This window comes from Pseudomonas sp. REST10, from assembly GCF_029542605.1.
GTDB classification, from domain to species: Bacteria; Pseudomonadota; Gammaproteobacteria; order Pseudomonadales; family Pseudomonadaceae; genus Aquipseudomonas; species Aquipseudomonas khazarica.
Genome location: NZ_CP035677.1, coordinates 1,969,561 through 1,995,977 on the forward strand (window position 1 = coordinate 1,969,561; position 26,417 = coordinate 1,995,977).

Genomic DNA, 26,417 nt, shown 5'->3' on the forward strand with positions numbered 1-26,417 from the left:
AGATGAATTACGAAATCTTCCTCGCCATCGGCATGTTCACCGCCATCGTGCTCGCGCTGGTGCTGATCATCCTCGCTGCGCGCGCCAAGCTGGTGTCCAGCGGTGACGTGAGCATCGAGATCAACGGCGAAAAAACCATCGTGGTACCGGCCGGCGGCAAGCTGCTGCAGACCCTGGCCGACAACAACATCTTCCTGTCCTCCGCCTGCGGCGGCGGCGGCACCTGCGCGCAGTGCAAGTGCGTCGTCGAGTCCGGCGGCGGCGAGATGCTGTCCACCGAAGAGTCGCACTTCACCCGGCGCGAGGCCCGCGAGGGCTGGCGTCTGTCCTGCCAGACCCCGGTCAAGCAGGACATGAAGATCGAAGTCCCTGAAGAGGTCTTCGGCGTCAAGAAGTGGGAGTGCACCGTCGAGTCCAACCCCAACGTCGCCACCTTCATCAAGGAGCTGACGCTGAAACTGCCGGAAGGCGAGAACGTCGACTTCCGTGCCGGTGGTTACGTGCAGCTGGAATGCCCGCCGCACACCGTCAACTACAAGGACTTCGACATCCAGGAGGAGTACCGCGGCGACTGGGACAAGTTCAACCAGTGGAAGTACGTGTCCAAGGTCGACGAGACCGTGATCCGTGCCTATTCCATGGCCAACTACCCGGAAGAGCGCGGCCTGGTGAAGTTCAACATCCGTATCGCCTCGCCGCCTCCGGGCAAGGACGATCTGCCGCCGGGCAAGATGTCTTCCTACGTGTTCAGCCTCAAGCCGGGCGACAAGATCACCGTGTACGGACCTTTCGGTGAGTTCTTCGCCAAGGACACCGATGCCGAGATGGTCTTCATCGGTGGTGGTGCCGGCATGGCGCCGATGCGTTCGCACATCTTCGACCAGCTCAAGCGCCTGAAGTCCACGCGCAAGATCAGCTTCTGGTACGGCGCGCGCTCCATGCGCGAGTCCTTCTACAACGAAGAGTACGACCAGCTGCAGGCCGAGAACCCGAACTTCCAGTGGCACCTGGCGCTGTCCGATCCGCAGCCGGAAGACAACTGGACCGGCCTCACCGGCTTCATCCACAACGTGCTGTACGAGAACTACCTGAAGGACCACCCGGCTCCGGAAGACTGCGAGTTCTACATGTGCGGCCCACCCATGATGAACGCTGCTGTGATCAAGATGCTGACCGACCTGGGTGTCGAGCCGGAGAATATCCTCCTCGACGACTTCGGCGGCTAAGCATGAGGTCAGCTGTACTTCAGCCCGTTATCGCTGTCGCCCTGGCGGCAGCCCTAACGGGCTGCTTGCATTCTGAACGGATCGAAGAGTTCGGTGGCCCGACCATGGGCAGCACCTATTCGATCAAATACGTCCGCAGTGAAGGTGTCGCGCCACAAGCCGAACTCAAGGCCGCGACCGAGGCGATCCTCGCCGAGATCGACCTGCAGATGTCCACCTACCGTGACGACTCGCTGATCGAGCAGTTCAACCGTGCACCGGCCGGGGCCTGCCAGGCCATGCCGCAGGCTGTGCTGGACCTGGTGCGCGCCGGCGATCGCCTGCACGAAGAGAGCCAGGGCTATTTCGACCTGACCCTCGAACCGCTGCTCGACCTCTGGGGCTTCGGCCCGAGAGGGCAGGGCGAGGCCGTGCCGAGCGAGGAGAAGCTCGCCGAGGTGCGTCAGCGCGTCGGTCAGCAGCGCCTGCGCATCGATGGCGAGCAGCTGTGCAAGGACGCCGACGTGCAGGTCGACTTCAACAGCATCGCCGCCGGCTATGCGGTCGAACGCATCGTCGCGCGCCTGCGCGAGCTGGGCGTCACCAGCTACCTGGTCGAAGCCACGGGTGAGCTCAAGGCGGCTGGCTTCAAGCCCGATGGCAGCCACTGGCGCATCGGCCTGGAGGCACCGCGTGACGACAAGCGCGTGGCCCAGCGCGTGCTGCAACTCGATGGTTACGGTATCTCCACGTCGGGTGATTATCGCAACTACTTCGAGGAGAATGGGCAGCGCTACTCGCATACGCTCGATCCGCTCACCGGGCGCCCCGTCAGCCATACGCTGGCTGCGGTCACCGTGGCCGACCGATCGACCTTGCGCGCCGATGGCTTGTCTACCCTATTGATGGTGCTTGGGCCTGACGCCGGCATGGCGTTCGCCGAGCGCAACGGTATCGCGGCGTTTTTCGTGACGCGTGAGGGCGAGGGCTTCGTCACACATGGCACGGCCGCATTCGAGCAGCTATTCGCTGCAGGAGATGAGCAATGACGTTTCTGGTTGTATTTCTGACCATGGTTCTGGTCGTCGGCATGATGGCCGTCGGCGTGATCATGGGGCGCAAACCCATCGCCGGTTCCTGCGGCGGCATCGCCAACCTGGGCATCGAGAAAGAATGCTCGATCTGTGGTGGCAGCCGCGAGAAGTGCGAAGAGGTCAACCGCGACAAGGCCGATGCGCCGAACACCGACCTGGCTTACGACGCAAGCAAGCGTTGAGTCAGGCGGTATGGATTGACAGCCGGCAGCCGTTATCCACTGCCGGCCCCGCCGAGGGTGCGCCACAAGCGCTCCGGCCTGATCTGAAGGAGTAAACATGGCGGTCTACAACTACGATGTGGTGGTGCTGGGCTCCGGGCCTGCTGGCGAGGGCGCGGCGATGAACGCGGCCAAGGCCGGGCGCAAGGTGGCCGTGGTGGACAACCGTCCGCTGGTCGGCGGCAACTGCACCCACCTGGGCACCATCCCGTCCAAGGCGCTGCGCCACTCGGTGCGGCAGATCATGCAGTTCAACACCAACCCGATGTTCCGCCAGATCGGTGAGCCGCGCTGGTTCTCCTTCCCTGACGTGCTGAAGAGCGCCGAGAAGGTCATCGCCAAGCAGGTCACCTCGCGCACCGGCTACTACGCACGCAACCGTATCGACACCTACTTCGGCACGGCCAGCTTCGCCGACGAGCAGACCATCGAGGTGGTATGCCTCAATGGCGTGGTGGAGAAACTGGTCGCCAAGCAGGTCGTCATCGCCACCGGGTCGCGTCCGTACCGCCCGGCGGACGTCGACTTCCGCCACCCGCGCATCTATGACAGCGACACCATCCTCAGCCTCGGGCATACCCCGCGCCGCCTGATCATCTACGGAGCCGGGGTGATCGGCTGCGAATACGCCTCGATCTTCAGCGGTCTGGGCGTGCTGGTCGACCTGATCGACAACCGCGACCAGCTGCTGAGCTTCCTCGACTCGGAAATCTCCGATGCGCTGAGCTACCACCTGCGCAACAACAACGTGCTGATTCGTCACAACGAGGAGTACGAGCGCATCGAGGGGCTGGAGAACGGCGTCATCCTGCACCTGAAGTCGGGCAAGAAGATCAAGGCCGATGCCCTGCTGTGGTGTAACGGCCGTACCGGCAATACCGATCAGCTGGGGCTGGAGAACATCGGCATCGGCGTCAACAGCCGTGGCCAGATCCAGGTCGACGAGTACTACCGCACCGAGGTGAGCAACATCTACGCCGCGGGCGACGTGATCGGCTGGCCGAGCCTGGCCAGTGCCGCCGCCGACCAGGGCCGTTCCGCCGCTGGCAGCATCGTCGACAATGGCAGCTGGCGTTTCGTCGACGACGTGCCGACCGGCATCTACACCATTCCGGAGATCAGCTCGATCGGCAAGAACGAGCGTGAACTGACCCAGGCCAAGGTGCCGTACGAAGTGGGTAAGGCCTTCTTCAAGGGCATGGCCCGTGCGCAGATCTCGGTCGAGCCGGTGGGCATGCTGAAGATTCTCTTCCACCGTGAAACCCTGGAAGTGCTGGGTGTGCACTGCTTCGGCTACCAGGCCTCGGAGATCGTCCACATCGGTCAGGCGATCATGAACCAGAAGGGTGAAGCCAACAGCATCAAGTACTTCATCAACACCACCTTCAACTACCCGACCATGGCCGAGGCCTATCGCGTCGCAGCGTTCGACGGCCTCAACCGGCTTTTTTGAGCGGCTCCGGCCGGCGGCCTGAGCCGGTCGGGGAGTCAGGCTGGGTAGTGGCTTCCGAGTGGCGCTGGCCGAATCGGGAGAGCTTCTAGCGTCTCAGGCGGCAGCAACGAGAAAACCGGCTCATGGGCCGGTTTTTTCATGTCGGTGTCGTTCGCGATGCTGGCCTGCGTCAGCGCCCTGGGCTGCCTGCGTCACTCAGAGCAGCCGGCCAACTGTTCGGCGATCAAGGCCAATGCTGCCTGAGGCGAGAGCTGGGCGGTATCGACAGTGAATGGCGAGGGTTGCCAGGGCTCATAGTCATGCTGGCTGACCGACTGCCAGGTGGGCGGCACAAGCCCCGGCACGTCGACGACTCGCGACTCTACCCGCTGGCGGTGCCGGGTTTTATCGGAGCAGACGATCTGCACGTTCAGCAAGCGGCTGCCGGCACTGGCTGCCGTTGTGCTCCAGGCCGCGCGGCTTTCCTGCACCGGATTGACGCAGTCGACGACTACCCGGCGACCACTGTTCAGATTGTCCAGGGCGATGGCATTGGCGACCGCATAGCCACTGCTGCCGATATCCGTACCCGTTGCCTGGCTGTTGCGAAGTGCCTGTTCGATACTGTCGATGCGCAGGTAAACAGCGCCCAGGCGGGCCGCCAGCGCCCTCGCGAGGGTGGTCTTGCCGGTGCCTGGAAGGCCGCTGAAAACGATCAGCATCACTCAGCTGCGCAGCGTCTGTACCGCCAGTTCCGGGAAGTCGGTGATGATGCTGTCGGCGCCGAAGTCGGCGAGGCGGCGCATCAGGGCGGCTTCATTGACCGTCCACACCGACACGTGCAGGCCCTGCTTCTGCGCCTTGAGCAGGCGCTCCGGGGTGCACAGCGTCCAGTTCAGGGCCAGCAGGTGGCAGTCGTAGTGCGCCGCCACCTTGAGCGGGTCGAGCCAGGCGTACTCGGCGACCAGGCCCACCTGCAGGTGCGGAGTCAGCTCGCGAGCGGCCTTGAGCACTTCGCGCGAGCTGGAGGTGATGGTGATGCGCTCGCGCAGGCCGAAGCGTTCGGCGAGTTCGGCGATGGCCAGTACGGTGCGTGCCGAGCGTACTTTCGAGGCGCTTTTCACCTCCAGCTGCCAGTGTTCGAACGGGCATTGCTCGAACAGCTCCGCCAGGCGCGGAATCGGGCAGGGGCGCACCCAGCCCGGGCCGCCCTTGCGCGCATCGTACTTCACCAGTTCGGCGGCATCGTGCTCGACCACCTTGCCGCGCAGGCCCGTGGTGCGCTTGAGGGTCGGGTCGTGGATCACCATCAGCTCGCCGTCGCGTGACAGGTGCAGATCCAGTTCGCAACGGCTGACGCCATGCTCCAGGCAGCGCTGGAAGCTGGCGAGGGTGTTTTCCGGGGCTTCGCCCTTGGCGCCGCGATGGCCGTAGATGAGAGTCACTGTTGCTCCTTGGCGGTGTCAGGGGAGCGCGGCTGATGATGGCGCACGCTGTCGATCACGTGATCGTATTCGAAATAGACACTGAAATCGCGGTAATCCCAGCGTGTGATGGGCGGCTGGCCGACGGGCTTGTGCTCCTCGTCCGCGAGGCCGAAGCGCTCCAGTACCGAGCGCTTGGACTCGCCCAGCTTCGGCAGGTTGCGGGCGTCGATGTCGCTGCCCTGGCTGCCGACGGGAATGGCCAGGGTTTCGGCGTGAAGGGTAACGGGGGCGAGCAGAGCGATCAGCAGGGCAAGACGGTACATAGGGATTCCTTGGCGGCGTTCATTCGCGGGCCTGGCGACGTTCCAGAGCCTGTTTCTGCAGGATATGCCGGGCCAGCAACTGGCGCTGTGCGTCGGTCAACGCTTCGAACTCCGTGCCGATCTCGTACTGGCCATTGGCGCGCTGGCTGCAGTGCACGACCTGGGCCCGCAGCAACAGGCCGAGGGCCTGGGGCATCAGCACCATCTTGATCGCCAGGTGACTGCCCGGCGCGACGGCCTGGGCATGGTTGAAGCTGATGCCTCCCTCGGACAACGACACCTGGCGGGGCGCGCCGATATCGCGCAGCAGGCTTTGCGCCACGGCCTGGCCGAGCAGGTCGATGCGCTTGTTGATCACCTTCAGGTAGTTGGCCAGGGTGCGGTCGCGCTCGCTGATGTGACGCAGCAGGTGCTGCGACTCGAAGTCCATCAGGTGCAGGTCGCTGAGCAGGTTGAACAGCGGCGACGGATCGTGAAGTTCGTCGCTGGCCTGGGCTTCGGCGCCTGCCAGCAGGGTGAATTCCAGTGCGATCGTATCTTCGATGCGATAGTATTCGCGGCGATCATCTACATCGTTTGTCGACATGGCGAACCCATGAAAGCAGTGGTGGTCGAAGACCCTGTTGAAAGTCTCGCGAGCTGGATGCATGCAAGGCGAGAGTCGCCGAGGTCGTGCCGTTTACCTGGGTAAACCGGCGCCCCGAGTCGACTTCAACGCAGCAGGCTCGTTGCGCAGCGGACTTTGACTTGTTTCTGAGTGTAAGGCCGCTGATCAGGCCCCGCCACAAGGACGTTTTTCTTTCTCCCGAATCTCTCCGACATGTTCAGACCTCTGTTCGTATTCATCGGTACGCGTTACACGCGGGCCAAGCGACGCAACCACTTCGTCTCCTTCATCTCCCTGACGTCCATGCTCGGCCTCACCCTCGGGGTGATGGTGATGATCCTGGTGCTGTCGGTGATGAATGGCTTCGACCATGAGATGCGCACGCGCGTACTCGGCATGATTCCCCATGCCACCATCGAGTCGGCGACGCCGGTCAGCGACTGGCAGGCCCTGGCGAGCCAGGTCAAGCAGCATCCGCGGGTCGAGGCGCTGGCGCCTTTCACCCAGATGCAGGGCCTGCTGACGCATGACGGCAAGGTGCAGAAGGTGCTGATCAATGCCATCGACCCCGAGCAGGAACGCAAGGTGTCGATCATCGACGGCTTCTTCCAGCAGGGCAGCCTGGACAGCCTGCGCCCCGGCGATTTCGCCATGGTCATCGGCGACAAGGCAGCGGCCAAGCTGGGGGTGAAACTGGGTGACAAGATCACCTTCGTCGCGCCCGAGGTGACGGTCACGCCGGCCGGCATGTTCCCGCGCCTGAAGCGCTTTACCATCACCGGCATCTTCCATGTCGGCGCCGGCGAGATCGACGGCGCGCTGGCGCTGGCCAACATCAGTGACCTGGCCCGCCTGCACCGCTGGCAGCCCGGCCAGGTGCAGGGGCTGCGCCTGAAGTTCGATGATCTGTTCCAGGCACCACGCAGTGCCTGGGAAATCGCCCAGACCCTCGACGGCGATTTCTATGCACGCGACTGGACCCGCACCCACGGCAACCTCTACCAGGCCATCCGCATGGAGAAGACCATGATCGGCCTGTTGTTGCTGCTGATCGTCGCGGTGGCCGCGTTCAACATCATCTCCACCCTGGTGATGGTGGTGAGCGACAAGAAGGCCGACATCGCCATCCTGCGCACCCTCGGCGCCACGCCACGGCAGATCATGGCCATCTTCATGGTCCAGGGCACGGTCATCGGCGTGGTCGGCACCCTCATCGGTGCGCTGCTGGGCATCGTCGCCGCGCTGAATGTCAGCAGCCTGATCGCTGCCATCGAGAAGCTGCTGGGCATCAAGTTTCTCAACGCCGATGTCTATTTCATCGATTACCTGCCTTCGCAGCTGCAGAGCGCCGACGTGGTCATGGTCTGTGCCGCGGCGCTGCTACTGAGCTTCTTCGCCACCCTGTATCCGGCCTGGCGCGCCGCGCGCACCCAGCCCGCCGAGGCCCTGCGTTATGAGTGAATCCATGAGTCAGAACGCCATGAAACAGCAAAATGCCGTGCTCAGCTGCCGCAACCTGAGCAAGCGCTATGACGAGGGCCCCGAGTCGGTGGTCGTGCTCGACGGTCTGGAGCTGGAACTGCTGGCCGGCGAACGCGTCGCCATCGTCGGCAGCTCCGGTTCGGGCAAGAGCACCCTGCTGAACATGCTCGGTGGCCTGGATACGCCGAGCGAGGGCAGCGTCTGGCTGGCCGGCGAGCAGCTGTCGGCACTGAGTGAGACGGCACGCGGCCTGCTGCGCAATCGTGCCCTGGGCTTCGTCTACCAGTTCCACCATCTGCTGGCAGAGTTCACCGCGCTGGAGAACGCCTGCATGCCGCTGCTGATCGGCAAGACGCCGATCGCCGAGGCACGTGAGCGTGCTACCCAGCTGCTCGAACGCGTCGGTCTGGGCCATCGCCTCAATCACAAGCCGGCCGAACTGTCCGGCGGCGAGCGCCAGCGTGTGGCGATTGCCCGCGCGCTGGTCAACCGTCCGGGCCTGGTGCTGCTCGACGAGCCTACCGGCAACCTCGACCAGCACACCGCCGAAGGTATCCAGGAGCTGATGCGCGAGCTGAGCCGCGACTCCAACACCGCGTTCCTGGTGGTGACCCACGACATGCAGCTGGCCCGGCAGATGGATCGCGTGCTGAGCCTGCAGGACGGCAAACTGGTGAGCATCTGATGTTTCGTCCGCTGAGTATCTTCATCGGCGCTCGCTACACACGGGCCAAGCGCCGCAATCATTTCATCTCCTTCATTTCGCTGACCTCGATGATCGGCCTGGGCCTGGGTGTCCTGGCGATGATCGTGGTGCTCTCGGTGATGAACGGCTTTCAGCGGGAAATGAGCTCGCGCATCCTCGGCATGGTGCCGCACGCGATGCTCTACGGTGAGCAGCCGGTGGCCGACTGGCAGGCGCTGGCGGACAAGGCCATGGCCAATCCGCAGGTGCTGGCTGCTGCGCCCTATGCCGAGCTGGAGGGCATGCTCTCGCACCGTGGGGTGATGCAGCCGATCCAGATTCACGGCATCGATCCGGCGCAGGAGGGCAAGGTGTCGATCCTGCCCGGCCATATCCGCCAGGGCAGCCTGAGTAACCTGCAGCCCGGCGAGTTCGGCGTGGTGATCGGCGATATCACCGCGCGCCGTTTCGGCTTGCAGGTCGGCGACAAGCTGACGCTGATCATTCCCGAGCTGAGCAGCGCGCCGGGTGGTGTCACGCCGCGCATGCAGCGTCTGAACGTGGCGGCGATCTTCAAGGTCGGCGCCGAGCTGGACAGCTCGCTGGCGCTGATCAACGTCGCCGATGCCGCCAGCATGCAGCGCCTGCCGGAGGGCACGGTGCCGGGTATCCGCCTGGCGCTGAAGGACCTCTACCAGGCGCCGCAGGTGTCCAAGGCACTGGTGGCCGAGCTGGGCAGTGGCTACCGCGCCGATGACTGGACCCACACCCAGGGCAGCCTGTTCAGCGCGATGAAGATGGAGAAGACCATGATCGGCCTGCTGTTGCTGCTGATCGTCGCCGTGGCGGCGTTCAACATCATCGCCACGCTGATCATGGTGGTCGCCGACAAGGGCGGCGACATCGCCATCCTGCGTACGCTGGGCGCCACGCCACGGCAGATCATGGCGATCTTCATGGTGCAGGGTTCGGTGATCGGCCTGGTCGGCACCCTGTTCGGCACCGTGTTCGGCGTGCTGGCCGCACTGAACGTCAGTGCGCTGGTGGCCTGGCTGGAATCCTTCGCAGGGCAGCAGGTGCTGAGTTCCGACGTGTATTTCATCAGCAGCCTGCCTTCGGAGTTGCAGTGGCTGGACGTGGCGCTGATCTGTTCCGCTGCGCTGCTGCTCAGCTTCCTTGCCACGCTCTATCCCTCCTGGCGCGCCGCCCAGGTGCAGCCGGCCGAAGCCCTGCGCTACGAGTGAGCCGCTTCACCACCACCCGGCCAGGTGCAGCGCCAGCACGGCGAAGGCGACGGCGAACAGGTAGCGCAGCGTGCGCAGCACCGCCGGGCGCTGCAGCAGATGCTGGCGCAGCGCTGCGGCGAACAGCCCGTAGACGCTGAATACGGCGAAGGTCACTGCCATGAACAGCCCGCTGAGTGTCAGCAGGTGCTGCATGGCATGCGCCTGGCCGGGCTTGAGGAACTGCGGCAGGAAGGCCAGGAAGAAGATCGACAGCTTGGGGTTGAGCAGGTTGAGCGCGACGCCCGAGCGTATCAGCGTGGCGTTCGAACGTGCGCCCTGATTCGCCTGCAGCTGCAGCGGACCCTGCTCACGCAACATGCCCCAGGCCATCCACAACAGGTAGAGCGCGCCGCCGTAGCTGAGTGCTTGCAGCGCCAGGGGGCTGGCGTAGAGCAGGGCGGCCAGTCCGCTGACGGCGGCCAAGGCATGTGGCGCGCAGCCCAGGGTGCAGCCGAAGGCCGCTACCAGGCTGGCGCGCCAGCCCTGTGCCAGGCCGGCGGCGATGGTGTAGACCACGCCGGTGCCTGGCGAGGCCACCACCAGCAGTGAGGTGAGAAGAAACTCGAGACTCATGCCGCCGGCCCTCCCTGGTCGTTCGGGCCTGTGTTGCGATCGTGCCTGTGCATGGGGCTTTCCCTGTGACGAGTGAGCCCGCAGTCTGTCGAGTCGTGTTCCGGACGATCTTGAACGAAATTGCAGGGGTGCTCAGCGTCCCGGGCGGGCGTACAGTCCTGGGGTGAAGCCGAAGCAGCGCACGAAGTGGCGGCTCATGTGGCTCTGGTCGGCAAAGCCCGCAGTGGCCGCAGCCTCGGCCAGGGGCAGGCCGGCGGCTACCAGCTGGCGCGCCTTGAGCAGGCGTCGTTGCAGCAGGTAGGCGTGGGGTGTCAGTCCAGTCAGGCGGGAGAAGGCGCGCACTAGCTGGAAGCGGCTGAGCTGCGCCTGCTCCGCCAGCAGCGCCAGCGTCAGGGGTGCCATGGGGTCGTCGTCGATCAGCGTCTTGGCTCGGCTGGCACCGTTTCCGGCGGCCAGAGGCTTGCCCGGGCGGTATTCCAGGAGGTGCGCGAGCAGCACCGGCAGGGTCTGCTCGCCGGCCAGTTGCGCCGCTGGCATGCCTGGCTGGGCGATGGCCCGGTACAGCGCCGCGAAGGCATGGCTGGCCTGGCACTTGCGCAGTACCGGATAGGCCAGTTCGCTGGGCGTCGGACCGCCGTCACTGGCCATGTCGGCGAAGGCCTGGGCGATCCGCTCGGGCTCGAAGTACAGCATCCGCCAGCGCCGGGCGTTGCCACCCAGTGGTGCGCCATCGTGGACTTCACCGGGGTTGAGCGAGATCAGGTCGCCGGCTTGCGCCTGTACCTGGCCCCGGCCGCTGGCCGAGCGCTGGGCGCCCTGGAGGATCTGGCCGATGCCGAACTGTTCGTGGATATGGCGTGCGAAGCTGCGGGCGGAGTCGGCCTCGACGATCTCCACACCCAGCCCGCTCAGACGTCGTATGCGAAAGCCCGGCTCGTTCATGCGTATCCGTCTCCTGGCGCCATGCTGCGCCTGGCTGAGGTTACTGCTGCTGCTGCTGCTGCTGCTGGCGGCGACGCTCCTGGCGCTTGCGCCAGCTGCGCTGCACCCACCAGCGCCAGTACGCCATGGTCAGCACGTAGCCGAGCACGGCGAGGATCAGGCCCGCCACGAAGGAGCCCAGCAGCAACGGTTTCCACAGCATCGACAGCTCGGCGGTGATCCACTCCAGGCTGAGGTGGCTGGGCATGCGCACGGCGGGTGAGTTGCTCAGCCAGGCGCCGAACTTGTAGGTGCAGTAGAACACCGGCGGCATGGTGATCGGGTTGGTCAGCCAGACCAGGCCGATGGAAATGGGCAGGTTCGCCCGCAGGGGAATCGCCACCGCAGCGGCGGCCAGCATCTGCATGGGCATGGGGATCATCGCCCAGAACAGGCCGATGGCCATGCCGCGGGCGACCGAATGGCGGTTGAGGTGCCAGAGATTGGGGTCGTGGATGAGCTTGCCGAGAAAGCGCAGGGACTTGTTACCCTTGATACTGTCGGGGTTGGGCAAGTAGCGCTTGAATAAACGACGCGGCATGAAGAGTCTCTGGGCAGGCAAAAGCGCCGATATTATGCACGGATTCGTCATCGTCAGCGTTTCCATATTGTGACCTAAGTTGAGCGCCGGATGCGCTCGGCTGAGCTCGACGAGCAGGGAGGCTCGATGCGTACAGGGATGTTGGCGCTGGCCCTGGGTTTGCTGGCGTTGCGCTTTCTGCCGGGCCTGCCGTCCGCCGGGATGCTGCTGCTCATGGCCGCTTGCGCGCTCGCGCTGCTGTTCTCGCGGGGCTATCCCCTGGGCTTCTTCCTGCTGGGGCTGGCCTGGGCCTGCTGCTCCGCGCAATGGGCACTGGATGATCGCCTGGGCGTGGCGCTGGATGGGCGCACCCTGTGGCTGGAAGGGCAGGTGGTCGGCTTGCCGGAAGCGGCCGACGGTGTGCTTCGCTTCCAGTTGCAGGACGCCCGTTCACGGCGTGCCGAACTGCCCGCCAGGATGCGCCTGGCCTGGTACGGCGGGCCACCGGTGCTGGCTGGCGAGCGTTGGCGTCTGGCAGTCAATCTCAAGCGTCCCCATGGCCTGGTCAATCCGCAGCGTTTCGATTACGAAGCCTGGCTGCTGGCCCAGCGCATCGGCGCCACGGGGACGATCAAGGCGGGTGAGCGCCTGGCCCCGGCTATTGGCCTGGGCAACTGGCGCGACGCCCTGCGCCAGCACCTGCTGGCGGTGCCCGCCTGGGGACGGCAGGGCGGCATTGCCGCACTGGTGCTCGGCGATGGCTCCGGCCTGACGGCGGAGGACTGGCGTCTGTTGCAGCACACCGGCACCGTCCACCTGATGGTTATCTCCGGGCAGCACATCGCCCTGCTGTCCGGTTTCCTCTATGGACTGGTGGCGCTGCTGGCCAGGCTCGGGGTTTGGCCGCAGCGCCTGCCGTGGTTGCCTTGCGCCTGCGCGCTGGCCCTGGGCGGCGCGCTGATCTATGGCCTGCTGGCCGGCTTCGAGGTGCCGGTGCGCAGGGCCTGCGTGATGGTTGCCCTGGTGCTGTTGTGGCGCCTGCGCTTTCGTCACCTGGGCGCTGCCTGGCCGCTGTTGGCGGCTCTGCTGGTGGTGCTGTTGCTGGAGCCGCTGGCGTCCCTGCAGCCGGGCTTCTGGCTGTCGTTCTCGGCGGTCGCCGTGCTTGCGCTGGCCTTTGCCGGGCGGCTGGGTGCCTGGGGCTGGTGGCGCGGGCTGACACGTGCGCAATGGACCACGGCGATCGGCCTGTTGCCGATGATGTTGATCCTCGGGCTGCCGGTCAGCAGCAGCGGGCCTCTGGCCAATCTGCTCGCCGTGCCCTGGGTAGGGCTTGTGGTGGTGCCGCTGGCGCTGTTCGGTACGCTGCTGTTGCCGGTACCTCTGCTCGGCGAGGGCTTGCTGTGGCTGGCCGGCGGGGCATTGCAGCTGCTCTTCGTGCTGCTCGGCCTGATCGCCGGCTGGTTGCCCGCCTGGCTGCCCAGCGAGTTGCCGTGGTGGGTCTGGTCGTTGGCGGCGCTGGGGGCGGCGTTGCTGTTGCTGCCTGCCGGTGTGCCACTGCGCTTGCCGGGGCTGGCGTTGCTGCTGCCCGCGCTGCTGGTGCCAGCGCAAGGACCCGAGGACGGGCAGGCCGACGTCTGGGTCCTGGATGTCGGCCAGGGTTTGTCGGTTCTGGTGCGGACCCGCGAGCACAGCCTGCTGTACGACGCCGGGCCGCGCTTCGGTGACTTCGACAGCGGCGAACGTATCGTCCTGCCGTCGCTGCGTGCGCTGAACCTCCGGCGGCTCGACCTGCTGGTGGTCAGCCACGCCGACAACGATCATGCCGGTGGGGCGACGGCCGTGGCGGCTGGCATGCCGGTGGCGCGGGTCATCAGTGGCGAGCCGGCGCGTCTCGCGCGAAGCCTGGCTGCCGAGGTCTGTGAGTCCGGGCGCAGTTGGCAGTGGGATGGCGTGACCTTCAGGTTGTGGCAATGGCCGCAGGCGGCGCCAGGCAACCCGCGTTCCTGTGTATTGCAGGTGGAGGCCGAGGGGGAGCGCTTGCTGTTGACCGGCGACATCGATGCCGCGGCCGAACAGGCGCTGGTGCAATCGGCCTTCCCGCTGGCGTCGCACTGGCTGCTGGCTCCGCATCACGGCAGCCGCAGTTCCTCCAGCCAGCGCTTCATCGACGCGGTCGGGCCGCAGCACGTGCTGATCACGCGCAGCCGGCACAATGCCTTCGGCCATCCGCACCCGCAGGTGCTGGCGCGTTACCGGGCGGCGGGCGTGGCGGTGCATGACACCGCGTATGCCGGTGCGCTGCATCTGCGCCTGGGCAAGTGGCTCGCGCCGCGCGGGTTGCGAAGCGAGGCACGCTTCTGGCGGGAAAAATGAGAACGGCGGCGGTCGGCGGGTGACCCACCCTATGCTAGAGTGGCGCCACTTTTTCGAGGGGGAATCTCTACCGTGTGGGAACTGGTCAAAGCTGGCGGCTGGATGATGCTGCCGATCATTCTCTGTTCCATCGCTGCTGCCGGTATCGTTGCCGAGCGCCTGTGGACCCTGCGGCCCGCCCGCGTCACGCCGGCCAATCTGCTGGCCCAGGTATGGCGCTGGATCAAGGACAAGAAACTGAACAACCAGAAGCTCAAGGAGCTGCGTGAGCATTCGCCGCTCGGGCAGATCCTGGCTGCTGGCCTGGCCAACTCCAAGCATGGTCGCGAGATCATGAAAGAGTGCATCGAAGAGGCCGCCGCCCGCGTCATTCATGATCTGGAGCGCTACCTCAATGCCCTCGGCACCATCGCCGGCATCGCACCGTTGCTCGGCCTGCTCGGTACCGTGCTGGGCATGATCGAAATCTTCAGCTCCTTCATGGGCGCGGGCATGGCCAATGCGCCGATGCTCGCCGGCGGTATCTCCAAGGCGCTGATCACCACTGCGGCAGGCCTGATCGTGGCGATCCCGGCGCTGTTCTTCCACCGCTACCTGCAACGTCGTGTCGACGAGCTGGTGGTGGGCATGGAGCAGGAGGCGATCAAGCTGGTGGAGATGGTGCAAGGTGACCGTGACGTCGACCTGGGCGAGGGCAAGGCGTGAAATTCCGGCGCAAACCGCGGGAGAACGTCGAGATCAACCTGGCCTCGTTGATCGACGTGGTGTTCATCCTGCTGCTGTTCTTCGTGGTCACCACTACCTTCACCCGTGAGACCCAGCTCAAGGTCGATCTGCCCGAGGCGGTCAGTGGCACGCCACCGGAGCAGACCGAGCTCAAGCAGGTCGAAGTGCTGATCGCTGCCGACGGCGCCTATTCGGTGAACGGCAAGGCCCTGCTGGAAAGCAACCTGAGCAACCTGATGGCGGCGCTGCAGAAAGAGTCCGGCGGTGACAACAGCCTGCCGCTGATCATCAGCGCCGATGGCAAGACCCCGCATCAGGCGGTGATCACGGCCATGGATGCCGCCGGCAAGCTGGGCTTCGCACACCTGCGCATGACCACGGTGGAAGCACAGGAAGCGCCCTGATTGAGCGTCGCCGATCGCTTGCTCGAGGCCTGGTACCGCGGCCACCCGGCGCTGGCGCTGCTGCGCCCGCTGGAGTGGCTGTACCGCCGCGTGGTGCAGGGCAAGCGCGCGCGTTTCCTGGCGGGCGAGGGTGACATCTACCGCGCCCCCGTGCCGGTGCTGGTGGTGGGTAACGTCACCGTCGGCGGCACTGGCAAGACCCCGCTGATCCTCTTTCTCATCGAACATTGCCGGGCTCGCGGCCTCAGGGTCGGCGTGGTCAGTCGTGGCTATGGCGCCACGCCGCCGAGCCTGCCCTGGCGTGTGCGTGCCGAGCAGCCTGCGGCGCAGGCCGGTGACGAGCCGCTGTTGATCGTGCAGCGCACGGATGTGCCGCTGATGATCGACCCGGACCGCAGTCGCGCCGTGCGGGCGCTGCTGGCCGAGGAACCGCTGGACCTGATCCTCTGCGACGATGGCCTGCAGCACTATCGCCTGGCGCGCGACCTGGAGCTGGTGCTGATCGATGCCGCACGTGGCCTGGGCAATCGCCGCTGCCTGCCGGCGGGGCCACTGCGCGAGCCTGCCGAGCGTCTGCTGGCGGTCGATGCGGTGCTGTACAACGGCGCCGAGGCGGATCGCGCCGACGGCTACGCCTTCCAGCTGCAGCCCAGTGCGCTGGTCAACCTGGCCAGCGGCGAGCGCGTCGCGCTCGAACATTTTCCGACGGGGCAGGCGGTGCATGCAGTGGCCGGCATCGGCAATCCGCAGCGTTTCTTCAATACCCTCGAAGCGCTAAACTGGCGGCCGGTTCCGCACCCCTTCGCCGACCATGCCCAGTACGATCTGGCGCAGCTCAGCTTCGAGCCATCGCTGCCGCTGCTGATGACGGAGAAGGATGCGGTGAAATGCCGGGCCTTCGCCGCCGCCGACTGGTGGTATCTGGCTGTCGATGCCGTGCCCACGCAGGCCTTCGTCGACTGGCTGGATGCGGAGCTGACCCGTCTCATACCGGGGTCTTCGTAACCCCATCCAAGGACTGCGTCATGGACCTCAAACTGCTCGATATCCTCGCCTGCCCGATCTGCAAGGGCCCGCTGCAGCTCTCCGAAGACAAGACCGAACTGATCAGCAAGGGCGCCGGCGTGGCCTACCCGATTCGCGACGGCATTCCGGTGATGCTGGAGAGCGAAGCCCGTACCCTGACCACTGACGAGCGTCTGGACAAGTAAATGAGCGCTGCCTTCACTGTCGTCATTCCCGCCCGTTACGCCTCTACCCGCCTGCCAGGCAAGCCGCTGCAGGACATCGCCGGCAAGCCTATGGTCCAGCATGTCTGGGAGCAGGCGCGCAAGAGTTCGGCCAGCCGGGTGGTCATCGCCACCGACGATGCCCGCATCGTCGAGGCCTGTACCGCGTTCGGCGCCGAGGTGCTGCTGACCCGCGAGGATCACAACTCCGGCACCGACCGCCTGGCCGAGGTCGCCACCCAGCTCGGATTGTCCGCCGATGCCATCGTGGTCAACGTGCAGGGCGACGAACCGCTGATTCCGCCGCTGATCATCGATCAGGTGGCGGCCAACCTGGCGGCCAATCCGCAGGCCGGCATCGCCACGCTGGCGGAGCCGATCGAGGACGTCGCGGCGCTGTTCAACCCCAATGTGGTCAAGGTGGTGGCCGACAAGAACGGTCTGGCCCTGACCTTCAGCCGTGCGCCGCTGGCCTGGGCGCGCGATGCCTTCGCCAGGAGCCGCGACGTGCTGCCGCAAGGCGTGCCGTACCGCCGCCACATCGGTATCTACGCCTACCGTGCCGGTTTTCTGCATGACTTCGTCGCCTGGGGCCCGTGCTGGCTGGAAGACACCGAGTGCCTGGAGCAGCTGCGCGCGCTCTACAACGGTGTGCGCATCCATGTCGCCGATGCCCTCGAAGCGCCGGCCGCCGGCGTGGATACCGCCGAAGACCTGGAACGGGTTCGTCACCTGCTGGGGGCCTGATGAAGGTTCTCTTCGTTTGCCTGGGCAACATCTGTCGCTCGCCCACCGCCGAAGGCGTCTTCCGTCACAAGCTGCGCGCAGCCGGTCTGGAAGGGCAGGTGCAGGTGGATTCCGCCGGCACCGGTGACTGGCACGTGGGCAAGGCGCCGGACAGCCGCACCCGCCAGGCGGCGCAGCGTCGCGGCTATGACCTGTCGGCGCAACGTGCGCGCCAGGTCGAGGCCGCGGACTTCCAGCGCTTCGACCTGATCCTGGCCATGGACCAGAGCAACCTGCGCAATCTGCAGGCGCTGCGTCCGGCCGGCGCCCGTGCCGACCTCGATCTGTACCTGCGTCGTTTCGACCTGGCCCTGGACGAGGTGCCGGACCCGTACTACGGCGGTGAGGATGGCTTCGAGCAGGTGCTGGACCTGATCGAGCAGGCCAGCGATGCATTGCTGATCGAGATCAAGGGGCGCTTGTGACACTCAACCTGCAGAGCGACATGTCGCTCAAGCCGTTCAACAGTTTCGGCGTCGATGTGCGTGCGCGGCTGTTCGCCGAGGCGCATGACGATGCCGAGGTGCGCGAGGCGCTGAGCCTGGCCGAACAACGGGGCCTGCCCCTGCTGGTGGTCGGCGGTGGCAGCAACCTGCTGCTGACGGGCGATGTCGAGGCGCTGGTGCTGCGTATGGCCAGTCGTGGCCTGCGGGTTCTCGACGATGCTGGCGAGCAGGTGCTGGTCGAGGCCGAGGCCGGCGAACCCTGGCATCCGTTCGTGCAGTGGAGTCTGGCGCAGGGCTTCAGTGGCCTGGAGAACCTCAGCCTGATTCCCGGCACCGTCGGTGCTGCGCCGATGCAGAACATCGGTGCCTATGGCGTGGAGGTCAAGGACCTGTTCGCTGGGCTGACCGCGCTGGATCGCCACAGCGGCGAGCTGCGCGAGTTCGCGCTGGAGGAGTGTGCCTTTGCCTACCGCGACAGCCTGTTCAAGCGTGAGGCCGGGCGCTGGTTGATCCTGCGCGTGCGTTTTTGCCTGGCTCGCCAGGCCGCGCTGCGTCTGGACTATGGTCCGGTGCGCCAGCGCCTGGTTGAAATGGGGATCGAGGTGCCGACGGCGAGTGATGTCAGTCGGGCGATCTGCGCCATTCGCGGCGAGAAACTGCCGGACCCGGCCGAGCTGGGCAACGCCGGCAGCTTCTTCAAGAACCCGGTGGTGTCGTTCGAACTGGCCGAGCGCATTCGTGCGCAGCACGCCGATCTGGTCAGCTATCCGGCGGGCGATGGCCTGGTCAAGCTGGCGGCCGGCTGGCTGATCGAGCGGGCAGGGTGGAAGGGCTTTCGTGACGGGGATGCCGCAGTGCATCGCCTGCAGGCGCTGGTGCTGGTCAACCATGGCCACGCCACGGGCGCGCAACTGTTGGCCCTGGCACAGCGCATCCAGGGCGATGTGCTGGCGCGATTCGGCGTCGCCCTGGAAATCGAACCCAACGTTCTCTGACGTGCTCCTGGAGCATGCGCTGCTCCAGGCACTTCACTCGCGGTGGCGGAAAGCGGACATGAAAAAGGGGATGCCTAGGCATCCCCTTTTTGCGTACCGCCGGAGGATCAAACCTGAGGTTTGATCTCCTCCTTCTCGGCGGCCGCTTCTTCTTCCGGCTGTGCCTGTTCTACCGCTTCGCTCGCAACCTGCTCGCTGGCAGCAGGGGCCGCTTCAGCGCTCGGCTCGACGGCAGGGGCTGCCTCTTCGCTTTCGCTTGCAGTGGCGCTCGGCTCTTCAACCGGGGCGCTTTCCGCGACTACCGGCTCGTTCTGCTCGGCCGGTGCGGCGGCGGCAGCTTCGGCGGCTTCACGGGCCAGGCGCTCGGCTTCGCGCTGACGACGACGCACTTCGCGCGGGTCGTTCGAGGCACGGCCGGTGGCATTGGCCGGGACTGCTTCCGCTGCCGGAGCGACTTCCTCGGCTACTGCCGGAGCAGGTTCCTGGGCGGCTTCGACGACCGGCTCGGGCTGTGCAGCCGGCTCGACAGCAGGGGCTTCGACGGTTGCCGGCTCTTCGGCTGCAGCGGCAGGGGCTGCCTCGACCGCCGGTTCGGCGATCACAGCGCTCTCGACCGCTTCGCTCGCTGGGGCTTCGGCTGGCGCCTCGACCGGCTGTGCGGCAGGCACTTCAGCCTCGACGGCCTCGACGGCCTCGACTGCTGGCGCTTCTGCGGCCGGCGCTTCGCTGGCGACGGCTTCGCTGTTGTCGACGCTTTCTGCTACGACCGCAGCGGCAGTGGCGCCTGCGACCGGGGTGGCGGCCTGGGCGTCGTTGCCAGCGGCTTCGCTGTTCTCGGCGCTCTCGATCAGGTTGCCATCGGCATCACGCTGACGCTCGCGACGGTTGCTGCGGCGACGCTGACCGCGAGAGCGACGACGCGGGCGCTCGCCTTCAGCGTTACCCTGCTCGTCGTCTTGCAGTTGCTCTTCGTTCGGCAGCGCTTCGTCCTGTACGGCCTCGGCCTGCTCGGCGCGCGGCTGGCGCTCCTCGCGTGGCGGACGCTGACGCTCCTGGCGCTCGCCGCGTGGCTGGCGTTCGGCGCGCTGCTCTTCGCGTTGCTCGTTGCCAGCGTCCAGCGGCTCGCGCAGTTCGCGCACGCGCTCTTCACGCGGGGCACGCTCTTCGCGCGGTTTGCGCTCGCGACGGTTCTCCTGGCCTTCGCGCGGTGCGCGTTCTTCACGCGGAGCACGCTCTTCGCGCGGCTGGCGCTCTTCACGGGGCTCGCGGGCCTGACGCTCTTCACGCGGGGCGCGCTCTTCACGAGGCTTGCGCTCGTCGTCACCACGGCGACCGCCGCGGTTACGGCTCTGCTGGCGACCGTTGCGACGCTCTTCGCGCGGCGGACGCTCCTTGCTCTTCTTCTCGACCACCGCCGGCTGGACTTCTTCTTCCTTGCCGGCGAACAGGCTGACCAGCGACTTCACCAGGCCCTTGAGCAGGCTCGGCTCCGGTGCGCTGACGGGAGCCAGTGGCGCCTGCGCCTGCGGCTCGGCGGCGACCGGCGCGTTGCTGCGCGGTGCGGCCTTGATCGCGGCTTCCTGGCGAACCAGGGTGCGAGTGGCGGCGGCGGGGTGGGCGGCTGCGTCCTCGGCCTCGGTGGTGGCGGCGATTTCGTAGCTGGTCTGGCTGCTCAGGGCTTCCGGACTGTCATCACGCAGGCGCTGGACTTCGAAGTGCGGCGTTTCCAGGTGATCGTTCGGCAGGATCACGATGCGCGCGCGGGTGCGCAGTTCGATCTTGGTGATCGAGTTGCGCTTCTCGTTGAGCAGGAAGGCGGCGACCGGGATCGGTACCTGGGCGCGGACTTCGGCGGTGCGATCCTTCAGCGCTTCTTCTTCGATCAGGCGTAGGATGGCCAGCGACAGGGATTCGACGTCGCGGATGATGCCTTGACCGTTGCAGCGCGGGCAGACGATGCCGCTGGTCTCGCCGAGGGACGGACGCAGGCGCTGACGGGACATTTCCAGCAGACCGAAGCGCGAGATGCGGCCAACCTGAACGCGGGCGCGGTCGGCTTCCAGGGCTTCGCGGACTTTCTCTTCCACGGCGCGCTGGTTCTTCGCCGGGGTCATGTCGATGAAGTCGATGACGATCAGGCCGCCGATGTCACGCAGGCGCAGCTGGCGGGCGATTTCCTCGGCCGCTTCCAGGTTGGTCTGCAGGGCGGTTTCTTCGATGTCGCTGCCTTTGGTGGCGCGCGCCGAGTTGATGTCGATGGACACCAGGGCCTCGGTCGGGTCGATGACGATGGAGCCGCCGGACGGCAGCTTCACTTCACGCTGGAAGGCGGTTTCGATCTGGCTTTCGATCTGGAAGCGGTTGAACAGCGGCACGCTGTCTTCGTACAGCTTGATCTTGCTGGCGTACTGCGGCATCACCTGCTGGATGAAGGACAGGGCTTCTTCCTGGGCTTCGACGCTGTCGACCAGCACTTCGCCGATGTCCTGGCGCAGGTAGTCGCGGATGGCGCGGATGATGACGTTGGATTCCTGGTAGATCAGGAACGGGGCAGGGCGGCTGGTGGAGGCTTCCTTGATGGCGCTCCACAGTTGCAGCAGGTAATCGAGGTCCCACTGCATTTCTTCGCTGGAGCGGCCCAGGCCGGCGGTGCGCACGATCAGGCCCATGTCGGCCGGAGCGTCGAGGCCATTGAGCGCTTCACGCAACTCGTTGCGCTCTTCGCCTTCGATGCGGCGGCTGATGCCACCTGCGCGCGGGTTGTTCGGCATCAGGACCAGGTAGCGGCCGGCCAGGCTGATGAAAGTGGTCAGGGCCGCGCCCTTGTTGCCGCGTTCTTCCTTCTCGACTTGGACGATGACTTCCTGGCCTTCCTTGAGTACGTCCTTGATATTGACGCGGCCGCCTTCAGGGGCCTTGGAGAAGTATTCGCGAGAGATTTCTTTGAGGGGGAGGAAGCCGTGACGTTCGGAACCGAAATCGACGAAGGCGGCTTCAAGGCTGGGTTCGACGCGAGTGATGCGGCCTTTGTAGATGTTGGCCTTCTTCTGTTCGCGGGCGCCGGACTCGATGTCCAGGTCGTAGAGTTTTTGGCCATCTACCAGGGCAACACGCAACTCTTCGGGCTGAGTCGCGTTAATCAGCATTCTTTTCATGTGGTACCAATGGGCTCCGGGCTAGCGGAAGCCACGTTAGGCACACACGACTATCAGAGTCGGTGTCAGGCGCGTCAGAAACGGTCGTAAATCGTTCCACTGTCTAGCGACGGTCGGCCATCGAGGGCCGCGGTCGCGACGGACGTCTCCTGCTTGCTGTGGTGACAGAAAGCACTCAGTCAGGAGGAGGAATCAACTGGCGGAAGCGGACGAGATGAGGCGTCTTTGATCAAGCTATGAGCTACGCAGTCCGACAGTTGTACATCTCCACCCTACACGTATCGCTGAAAATCGGGTGCCGCGCGCGGATTCCGCAGCGGTTGTCAGTTACCGCGACCGCCCCACTGGGCGAGTCGCGCATCATACTCAAGGCGTTGTTTCCGAATTCTTCACGGCCTTTTGCGGCCTTCTAACACTGAACAATCCGTCGGACGGCCTCACGTCCTGAAAGGGTTGCGCGGGCAGGGGATGGCAAGTTTGGCGATCATCCGCAAGCCAGGCCACTTTTGGCGGCGTTCGCGACTATAGCAGCAATGATTAAGTGCTTCAATTCCATAAAAAATTGTTATGATTGCGCGATGACTACTCCTGCCTCTCCAACCTCCGGCGTCCAGCTGATCGAGGTTGCACCGGAACTCGCCGGCCAACGCATCGACAATTTCCTCCGGACACAGCTCAAGGGCGTGCCCAAGACCCTGATTTACCGCATCCTGCGCAAGGGCGAAGTGCGCGTGAACAAGGGGCGCATCAAGCCCGAGTACAAGCTGCAGGCTGGCGACGTGGTGCGGGTGCCACCGTTGCGCCTGGCCGAGCGCGATGAGCCCGAGCCGCTGGCTCAGGGCCTGCTGGAGCGCCTCGAAGCAGCCATCGTCTACGAGGACAAGGCGCTGATCGTGCTGAACAAGCCGGCGGGTATCGCCGTGCATGGTGGTAGCGGCCTGAACTATGGGGTGATCGAGGCGTTTCGCCAGCTGCGCCCCGATGCCAAGGATCTGGAGCTGGTGCACCGCCTGGATCGTGATACCTCGGGTCTGCTGATGATCGCCAAGAAACGCAGCATGCTGCGTCATCTGCATGAAGCGCTGCGCGGTGATGGCGTCGACAAGCGCTACATGGCGCTGGTGCGCGGGCACTGGGCGACGGCCAAGAAGCAGGTCAATGCGCCGCTGCAGAAGAGCAATCTGCGTTCCGGCGAGCGCATGGTCGAGGTCGATGGTGAAGGCAAGGAGGCGCTGACGCTGTTCCGCGTGCTGCGCCGCTTCGGTGACTTCGCCACCCTGGTCGAGGCCAAGCCGGTCACCGGGCGTACCCACCAGATCCGTGTGCATGCCAAGCATGCCGGGCACTCCATCGCCGGTGATTCCAAGTACGGCGATGACGAATTCACGCGTGAGATTCGCGAGCTGGGCGGCAAGCGCCTGTTCCTGCATGCCTACGAGCTGCATGTGCCGCTGCCGGATGGTGGCGTGCTGAAGCTCGAGGCACCGGTGGACGAGGTGTGGGCCAGGACCCTGGAGCGTCTGAGTGCCTGACTATCAACTGCTGGTCTTCGATTGGGATGGCACGCTGGTCGACTCCATCGGCCGCATCGTCGAGGCCATGCATCGCGCTGCCGATATCACTGGCGTGCCGCGCTGCAGCGATGTGGCGGTGCGCGGCATCATCGGTCTGGAGTTGGGGGTGGCGATCGGCACGCTCTATCCGGAACTCGATGAACCGTTGCGCATCGAAGCCATTCGGCGCGCCTACAGCGAGCAGTACCTGACGCTGGAAACCGAGCCGTCGCCGCTGTTCGATGGCGTGCGCGAGTCGCTCGAAGTCTTTCGCGAGCAGGGCTATCGTTTGGCGGTCGCGACCGGCAAGGGGCGCAAGGGGCTGCATCGGGTGCTGGCGGACAAGGGCTGGTTGGACTACTTCGACATCACCCGCTGCGCTGACGAGACGGCGAGCAAGCCGGATCCGCTGATGCTGCACGAGATTCTTGCGCATTGCCGGGTGCAGCCCGAGCGGGCGTTGATGGTGGGGGATTCGACCTTCGACCTGCTCATGGCGCGCAATGCCGGAATGGACGCGGTAGCGGTCGGTTTCGGTGCCCAGCCATTGTCGGTTCTGCGTGAATGTGCGCCGCGTTTGGCAATCAACGAGTTCAATGAGCTGCGCGCGTGGCTGGAAGGCCGCCCTGCGCAGCATCCTTCAGAGGTGAGTGAGCATGTCGGATGAGTGGAAGTCATCGTCGTCGTCGGGCGAGGATGCCAAGAGCTGGAAACTGCTTGAGAAAACCCTGCTTTCAAGCGTGCAGGAGCAGCGTCGGTCCCGGCGCTGGGGGATCTTTTTCAAGCTGCTGACCTTCATCTATCTGTTCGGTGCGCTGGCGCTGGTGTTGCCGGCGCTCGACCTGAAGTCGGCCTCGACCACGACGGCGCACACGGCGCTGATCGAGATTCGCGGCATGATCGCCGACCGTGAGGAAGCCAGTGCCGACAAGGTGGTGGGCAGCCTGCGTGCGGCGTTCGAGGACAGCAACACCAAGGGTGTGATCCTGCGTATCAATAGCCCGGGCGGCAGTCCCGTGCAGTCGGGCTACATCTATGACGAGATTCGTCGCCTGCGTGGCGAGTACCCGCAGACCAAGGTCTACGCGGTGATCAGCGATCTCGGGGCATCCGGCGCCTACTACATCGCCAGTGCGGCGGACGAGATCTACGCCGACAAGGCCAGTCTGGTCGGCTCGATCGGGGTCACGGCGGCCAGTTTCGGCTTCGTCGATACCATGGAGAAGCTGGGTGTCGAGCGTCGCGTCTACACCTCCGGCGAGCACAAGGCCTTTCTCGACCCGTTCCAGCCGCAGAAGGAAGAGGAAACACGCTTCTGGAAGACTGTGCTGGAAACCACGCACCGTCAGTTCATCGACAGCGTGAAGAAGGGGCGGGGTGAGCGACTCAAGGCGGATGAGCATCCCGAGCTGTTCTCCGGCCTGATCTGGTCCGGCGAGCAGGCTCTGCAGTTGGGTCTGATCGATGCCCTGGGCAGTGCCAGCTATGTGGCGCGCGAGGTGATCGGCGAGAAGGAAATGGTCGACTACACCCAGCGTGACACGCCGTTCGATCGCTTCGCCAAGCGTCTGGGTACCAGTGTGGCGGATCGTATCGCGCTGTGGATGGGCTTCCAGGGGTCGACACTGCGCTGAGGAATTCTCCCGTAGGGCGGGTGTAGCCCGCCAGTCTCGGTCGGCGGGTTGCGCCCGCTCTACGGTATCTCGACGCCCTCGTTGAGCAGCATGTCCACCAGGCGGATCAGCGGCAGGCCGACCAGGCTGGTGGCGTCTTCGCCTTGCGTGCTGCGGAACAGGCTGATGCCCAGGCCCTCGGATTTGAAGCTGCCGGCGCAGTCGAAAGGTTGCTCGCGCTGCAGGTAGCGCAGGATCTGTCCGTCATCGAGCGGACGAAAATGCACGGTGAAGGGAACACAGTCGACCTGGCATCGACCGCTGCCGGTATCGAGCAGGGCCAGGCCGGTGAGAAAGGTTACACTGCTGCCGCTGGCGGCGCGCAGTTGCTGCTGGGCCCTCGGCAGGTCATGGGGTTTGCCGAGAATCTGGCCGTCGCTGAGGATGGCGACCTGATCCGAGCCGATGATCAGGTGGTCGGGGTGCTGGTCGGCCAGTGCGCGGGCCTTTGCCTCGGCCAGGCGTCTGACCAGGTCGATGCCGGTTTCGCCTGCCAGGCGGGTTTCGTCGATGCTCGGCGACTGCCAGGTGAAGGGCAATTGCAGGCGGTCGAGCAGTTCGCGGCGGTAGGGCGAGCTGGAGGCGAGCAGCAGCGCGGGCATGTTCTCTTCCTTATATAAGTGGGCGAGAAATTCTACTGGTCGTGCCTGGGTGAATACAGGCTCAATTTCCTTTGACACGGGCAGGGTGCATCCCTAGAATGCTGCGCCTATGTTGAATGGGCCGATTCCACCTCACGTTGATCCGCGCAAGCTCGCCGACCGCGAAGCTACCCTCGAAGGGCAGCTCGAACTGGCCAGCCTGCCGCGTCTCTGCGACCCGCTTGCCGATACGGCGGGCGCGGTGCAGGCGAAGTTTCACTTCGGGCGTGACGAGCAGAAAACTGTGGTGATCCGCAGTGAGCTCGAGGTTGAGGTCAAAATGGTCTGCCAGCGTTGTCTGGAGCTGGTCGCGCTACCCATCCGCAGCGAATGTGAATACGCGGTGGTCCGGGTTGGAGCGAACACTCAGTCCTTGCCGAAGGGCTACGACGTGCTGGAAGTGGGTGAGGAGCCGCTGGAGCTGCTCGGTCTGGTCGAGGATGAATTGCTTCTCGCCCTGCCGATCGTTCCTGCTCATGCCCCAGGTGATTGCCAGCAGCCGGACGGTCTCGATGAGCCCGAACCGGGCGAGGACGAGGTATCGCGGTCCAACCCGTTCAGTGTATTGGCGCAGTTAAAGCGTGACCCAAACGTTTAGGA

General features: G+C 65.3%; 28 protein-coding genes. 19 read left to right on the forward strand and 9 right to left on the reverse strand.

From position 1 onward, the window contains the following. Positions 1-2: 2 nt before the first annotated feature. The 4 genes from nqrF to sthA all read left to right on the forward strand — a co-directional run bounded on the left by nqrF (position 3) and on the right by sthA (position 3,973). Positions 3-1,226 (forward strand): NADH:ubiquinone reductase (Na(+)-transporting) subunit F, encoded by a 1,224-nt coding sequence (nqrF, locus tag EWH21_RS09280; RefSeq protein WP_037048607.1) that lies wholly within the window; start codon positions 3-5, stop codon positions 1,224-1,226. A gap of 104 nt (positions 1,227-1,330) precedes the next feature. Continuing rightward, the gene (locus tag EWH21_RS09285; RefSeq protein WP_277700599.1) at positions 1,331-2,254 is read left to right on the forward strand and encodes an FAD:protein FMN transferase; all 924 of its coding nucleotides are present in this window, start codon (positions 1,331-1,333) and stop codon (positions 2,252-2,254) included. Continuing rightward, positions 2,251-2,481 (forward strand): (Na+)-NQR maturation NqrM, encoded by a 231-nt coding sequence (nqrM, locus tag EWH21_RS09290; protein WP_037048601.1) that lies wholly within the window; start codon positions 2,251-2,253, stop codon positions 2,479-2,481. The genes EWH21_RS09285 and nqrM overlap by 4 nt, the downstream gene beginning before the upstream one ends. A gap of 97 nt (positions 2,482-2,578) precedes the next feature. Then, entirely contained in the window at positions 2,579-3,973 is a 1,395-nt protein-coding gene (gene sthA, locus EWH21_RS09295; RefSeq protein WP_037048600.1) for a Si-specific NAD(P)(+) transhydrogenase, read from the forward strand. A gap of 191 nt (positions 3,974-4,164) precedes the next feature. Here sthA and EWH21_RS09300 read toward each other — a convergent pair whose 3' ends face one another. From EWH21_RS09300 to EWH21_RS09315, 4 genes are read right to left on the reverse strand one after another with little or no spacing between them, the layout of a single operon-like run. Further along, positions 4,165-4,674 carry an AAA family ATPase gene (locus EWH21_RS09300; RefSeq protein WP_277700351.1) on the reverse strand — a complete coding sequence of 170 codons (510 nt, stop codon included), beginning with the start codon at positions 4,672-4,674 and terminating at the stop codon, positions 4,165-4,167. Positions 4,675-4,677: 3 nt separating this feature from the next. After that, positions 4,678-5,397: a glycerophosphodiester phosphodiesterase family protein gene (locus EWH21_RS09305; protein WP_150608880.1), complete on the reverse strand. Its 720-nt coding sequence runs from the start codon at positions 5,395-5,397 to the stop codon at positions 4,678-4,680. Beyond that, positions 5,394-5,702, reverse strand: coding sequence for a hypothetical protein (locus tag EWH21_RS09310; RefSeq protein ID WP_047589832.1), 309 nt, complete (start codon positions 5,700-5,702; stop codon positions 5,394-5,396). Before EWH21_RS09310 ends, EWH21_RS09305 begins: the two co-directional genes overlap by 4 nt. Positions 5,703-5,721: 19 nt before the next feature. Continuing rightward, positions 5,722-6,288: a PilZ domain-containing protein gene (locus EWH21_RS09315; protein ID WP_037049118.1), complete on the reverse strand. Its 567-nt coding sequence runs from the start codon at positions 6,286-6,288 to the stop codon at positions 5,722-5,724. Between the two features lie 234 nt (positions 6,289-6,522). Between EWH21_RS09315 and EWH21_RS09320 the strand changes: the two genes are divergently transcribed. From EWH21_RS09320 to EWH21_RS09330, 3 genes are read left to right on the forward strand one after another with little or no spacing between them, the layout of a single operon-like run. Further along, positions 6,523-7,770, forward strand: coding sequence for a lipoprotein-releasing ABC transporter permease subunit (locus EWH21_RS09320; RefSeq protein WP_047589830.1), 1,248 nt, complete (start codon positions 6,523-6,525; stop codon positions 7,768-7,770). A gap of 4 nt (positions 7,771-7,774) precedes the next feature. Next, positions 7,775-8,476, forward strand: a complete 702-nt coding sequence (gene lolD / locus EWH21_RS09325) for a lipoprotein-releasing ABC transporter ATP-binding protein LolD (RefSeq protein WP_037048593.1) — start codon at positions 7,775-7,777, stop codon at positions 8,474-8,476. Further along, positions 8,476-9,720: a lipoprotein-releasing ABC transporter permease subunit gene (locus EWH21_RS09330; RefSeq protein WP_277700352.1), complete on the forward strand. Its 1,245-nt coding sequence runs from the start codon at positions 8,476-8,478 to the stop codon at positions 9,718-9,720. The genes lolD and EWH21_RS09330 overlap by 1 nt, the downstream gene beginning before the upstream one ends. A gap of 6 nt (positions 9,721-9,726) precedes the next feature. On the opposite strand, the gene EWH21_RS09335 is transcribed toward EWH21_RS09330, so the two are convergent. The 3 genes from EWH21_RS09335 to EWH21_RS09345 form a co-directional block, all read right to left on the reverse strand. Continuing rightward, positions 9,727-10,335, reverse strand: a complete 609-nt coding sequence (locus tag EWH21_RS09335) for a LysE family translocator (protein ID WP_277700353.1) — start codon at positions 10,333-10,335, stop codon at positions 9,727-9,729. A gap of 132 nt (positions 10,336-10,467) precedes the next feature. Next, positions 10,468-11,277, reverse strand: coding sequence for an AraC family transcriptional regulator (locus tag EWH21_RS09340; protein ID WP_277700354.1), 810 nt, complete (start codon positions 11,275-11,277; stop codon positions 10,468-10,470). 40 nt (positions 11,278-11,317) lie between these two features. Continuing rightward, positions 11,318-11,857 (reverse strand): DUF2062 domain-containing protein, encoded by a 540-nt coding sequence (locus EWH21_RS09345; protein WP_277700355.1) that lies wholly within the window; start codon positions 11,855-11,857, stop codon positions 11,318-11,320. Between the two features lie 138 nt (positions 11,858-11,995). Between EWH21_RS09345 and EWH21_RS09350 the strand changes: the two genes are divergently transcribed. The 8 genes from EWH21_RS09350 (at position 11,996) to murB (ending at position 18,795) form a co-directional block, all read left to right on the forward strand. Then, positions 11,996-14,209 (forward strand): DNA internalization-related competence protein ComEC/Rec2, encoded by a 2,214-nt coding sequence (locus tag EWH21_RS09350; RefSeq protein ID WP_277700600.1) that lies wholly within the window; start codon positions 11,996-11,998, stop codon positions 14,207-14,209. Positions 14,210-14,281: 72 nt separating this feature from the next. Then, on the forward strand, positions 14,282-14,914 hold the full coding sequence (locus EWH21_RS09355; protein WP_037048580.1) for a MotA/TolQ/ExbB proton channel family protein: 633 nt from the start codon (positions 14,282-14,284) through the stop codon (positions 14,912-14,914). After that, a complete protein-coding gene (locus EWH21_RS09360; protein WP_152488326.1) occupies positions 14,911-15,339 on the forward strand; it encodes a biopolymer transporter ExbD in 429 nt (142 codons plus the stop codon). The genes EWH21_RS09355 and EWH21_RS09360 overlap by 4 nt, the downstream gene beginning before the upstream one ends. Next, positions 15,340-16,344: a tetraacyldisaccharide 4'-kinase gene (gene lpxK / locus EWH21_RS09365; RefSeq protein WP_277700356.1), complete on the forward strand. Its 1,005-nt coding sequence runs from the start codon at positions 15,340-15,342 to the stop codon at positions 16,342-16,344. Positions 16,345-16,364: 20 nt separating this feature from the next. Continuing rightward, positions 16,365-16,550: a Trm112 family protein gene (locus EWH21_RS09370; RefSeq protein WP_003245207.1), complete on the forward strand. Its 186-nt coding sequence runs from the start codon at positions 16,365-16,367 to the stop codon at positions 16,548-16,550. After that, on the forward strand, positions 16,551-17,315 hold the full coding sequence (gene kdsB / locus EWH21_RS09375) for a 3-deoxy-manno-octulosonate cytidylyltransferase (protein WP_210390751.1): 765 nt from the start codon (positions 16,551-16,553) through the stop codon (positions 17,313-17,315). Then, positions 17,315-17,779 (forward strand): low molecular weight protein-tyrosine-phosphatase, encoded by a 465-nt coding sequence (locus EWH21_RS09380; RefSeq protein ID WP_134676230.1) that lies wholly within the window; start codon positions 17,315-17,317, stop codon positions 17,777-17,779. The genes kdsB and EWH21_RS09380 overlap by 1 nt, the downstream gene beginning before the upstream one ends. Next, positions 17,776-18,795 carry a UDP-N-acetylmuramate dehydrogenase gene (gene murB, locus EWH21_RS09385; protein ID WP_277700357.1) on the forward strand — a complete coding sequence of 340 codons (1,020 nt, stop codon included), beginning with the start codon at positions 17,776-17,778 and terminating at the stop codon, positions 18,793-18,795. Before EWH21_RS09380 ends, murB begins: the two co-directional genes overlap by 4 nt. A gap of 107 nt (positions 18,796-18,902) precedes the next feature. Here murB and rne read toward each other — a convergent pair whose 3' ends face one another. Beyond that, positions 18,903-21,950 carry a ribonuclease E gene (gene rne, locus EWH21_RS09390; RefSeq protein WP_277700358.1) on the reverse strand — a complete coding sequence of 1,016 codons (3,048 nt, stop codon included), beginning with the start codon at positions 21,948-21,950 and terminating at the stop codon, positions 18,903-18,905. Positions 21,951-22,528: 578 nt separating this feature from the next. Between rne and rluC the strand changes: the two genes are divergently transcribed. From rluC to sppA, 3 genes are read left to right on the forward strand one after another with little or no spacing between them, the layout of a single operon-like run. Further along, on the forward strand, positions 22,529-23,482 hold the full coding sequence (gene rluC, locus EWH21_RS09395; RefSeq protein WP_047591277.1) for a 23S rRNA pseudouridine(955/2504/2580) synthase RluC: 954 nt from the start codon (positions 22,529-22,531) through the stop codon (positions 23,480-23,482). Then, positions 23,475-24,170 carry an HAD-IA family hydrolase gene (locus EWH21_RS09400; RefSeq protein WP_152488332.1) on the forward strand — a complete coding sequence of 232 codons (696 nt, stop codon included), beginning with the start codon at positions 23,475-23,477 and terminating at the stop codon, positions 24,168-24,170. The genes rluC and EWH21_RS09400 overlap by 8 nt, the downstream gene beginning before the upstream one ends. Beyond that, positions 24,160-25,137: a signal peptide peptidase SppA gene (sppA, locus tag EWH21_RS09405; protein ID WP_277700359.1), complete on the forward strand. Its 978-nt coding sequence runs from the start codon at positions 24,160-24,162 to the stop codon at positions 25,135-25,137. The genes EWH21_RS09400 and sppA overlap by 11 nt, the downstream gene beginning before the upstream one ends. A gap of 59 nt (positions 25,138-25,196) precedes the next feature. Here sppA and EWH21_RS09410 read toward each other — a convergent pair whose 3' ends face one another. Next, on the reverse strand, positions 25,197-25,778 hold the full coding sequence (locus tag EWH21_RS09410) for a nucleoside triphosphate pyrophosphatase (RefSeq protein ID WP_037048547.1): 582 nt from the start codon (positions 25,776-25,778) through the stop codon (positions 25,197-25,199). 109 nt (positions 25,779-25,887) lie between these two features. On the opposite strand from EWH21_RS09410, the gene EWH21_RS09415 reads away from it, so the two are divergent. Continuing rightward, positions 25,888-26,415, forward strand: coding sequence for a YceD family protein (locus EWH21_RS09415; protein ID WP_037048544.1), 528 nt, complete (start codon positions 25,888-25,890; stop codon positions 26,413-26,415). Positions 26,416-26,417 lie beyond the last annotated feature (2 nt).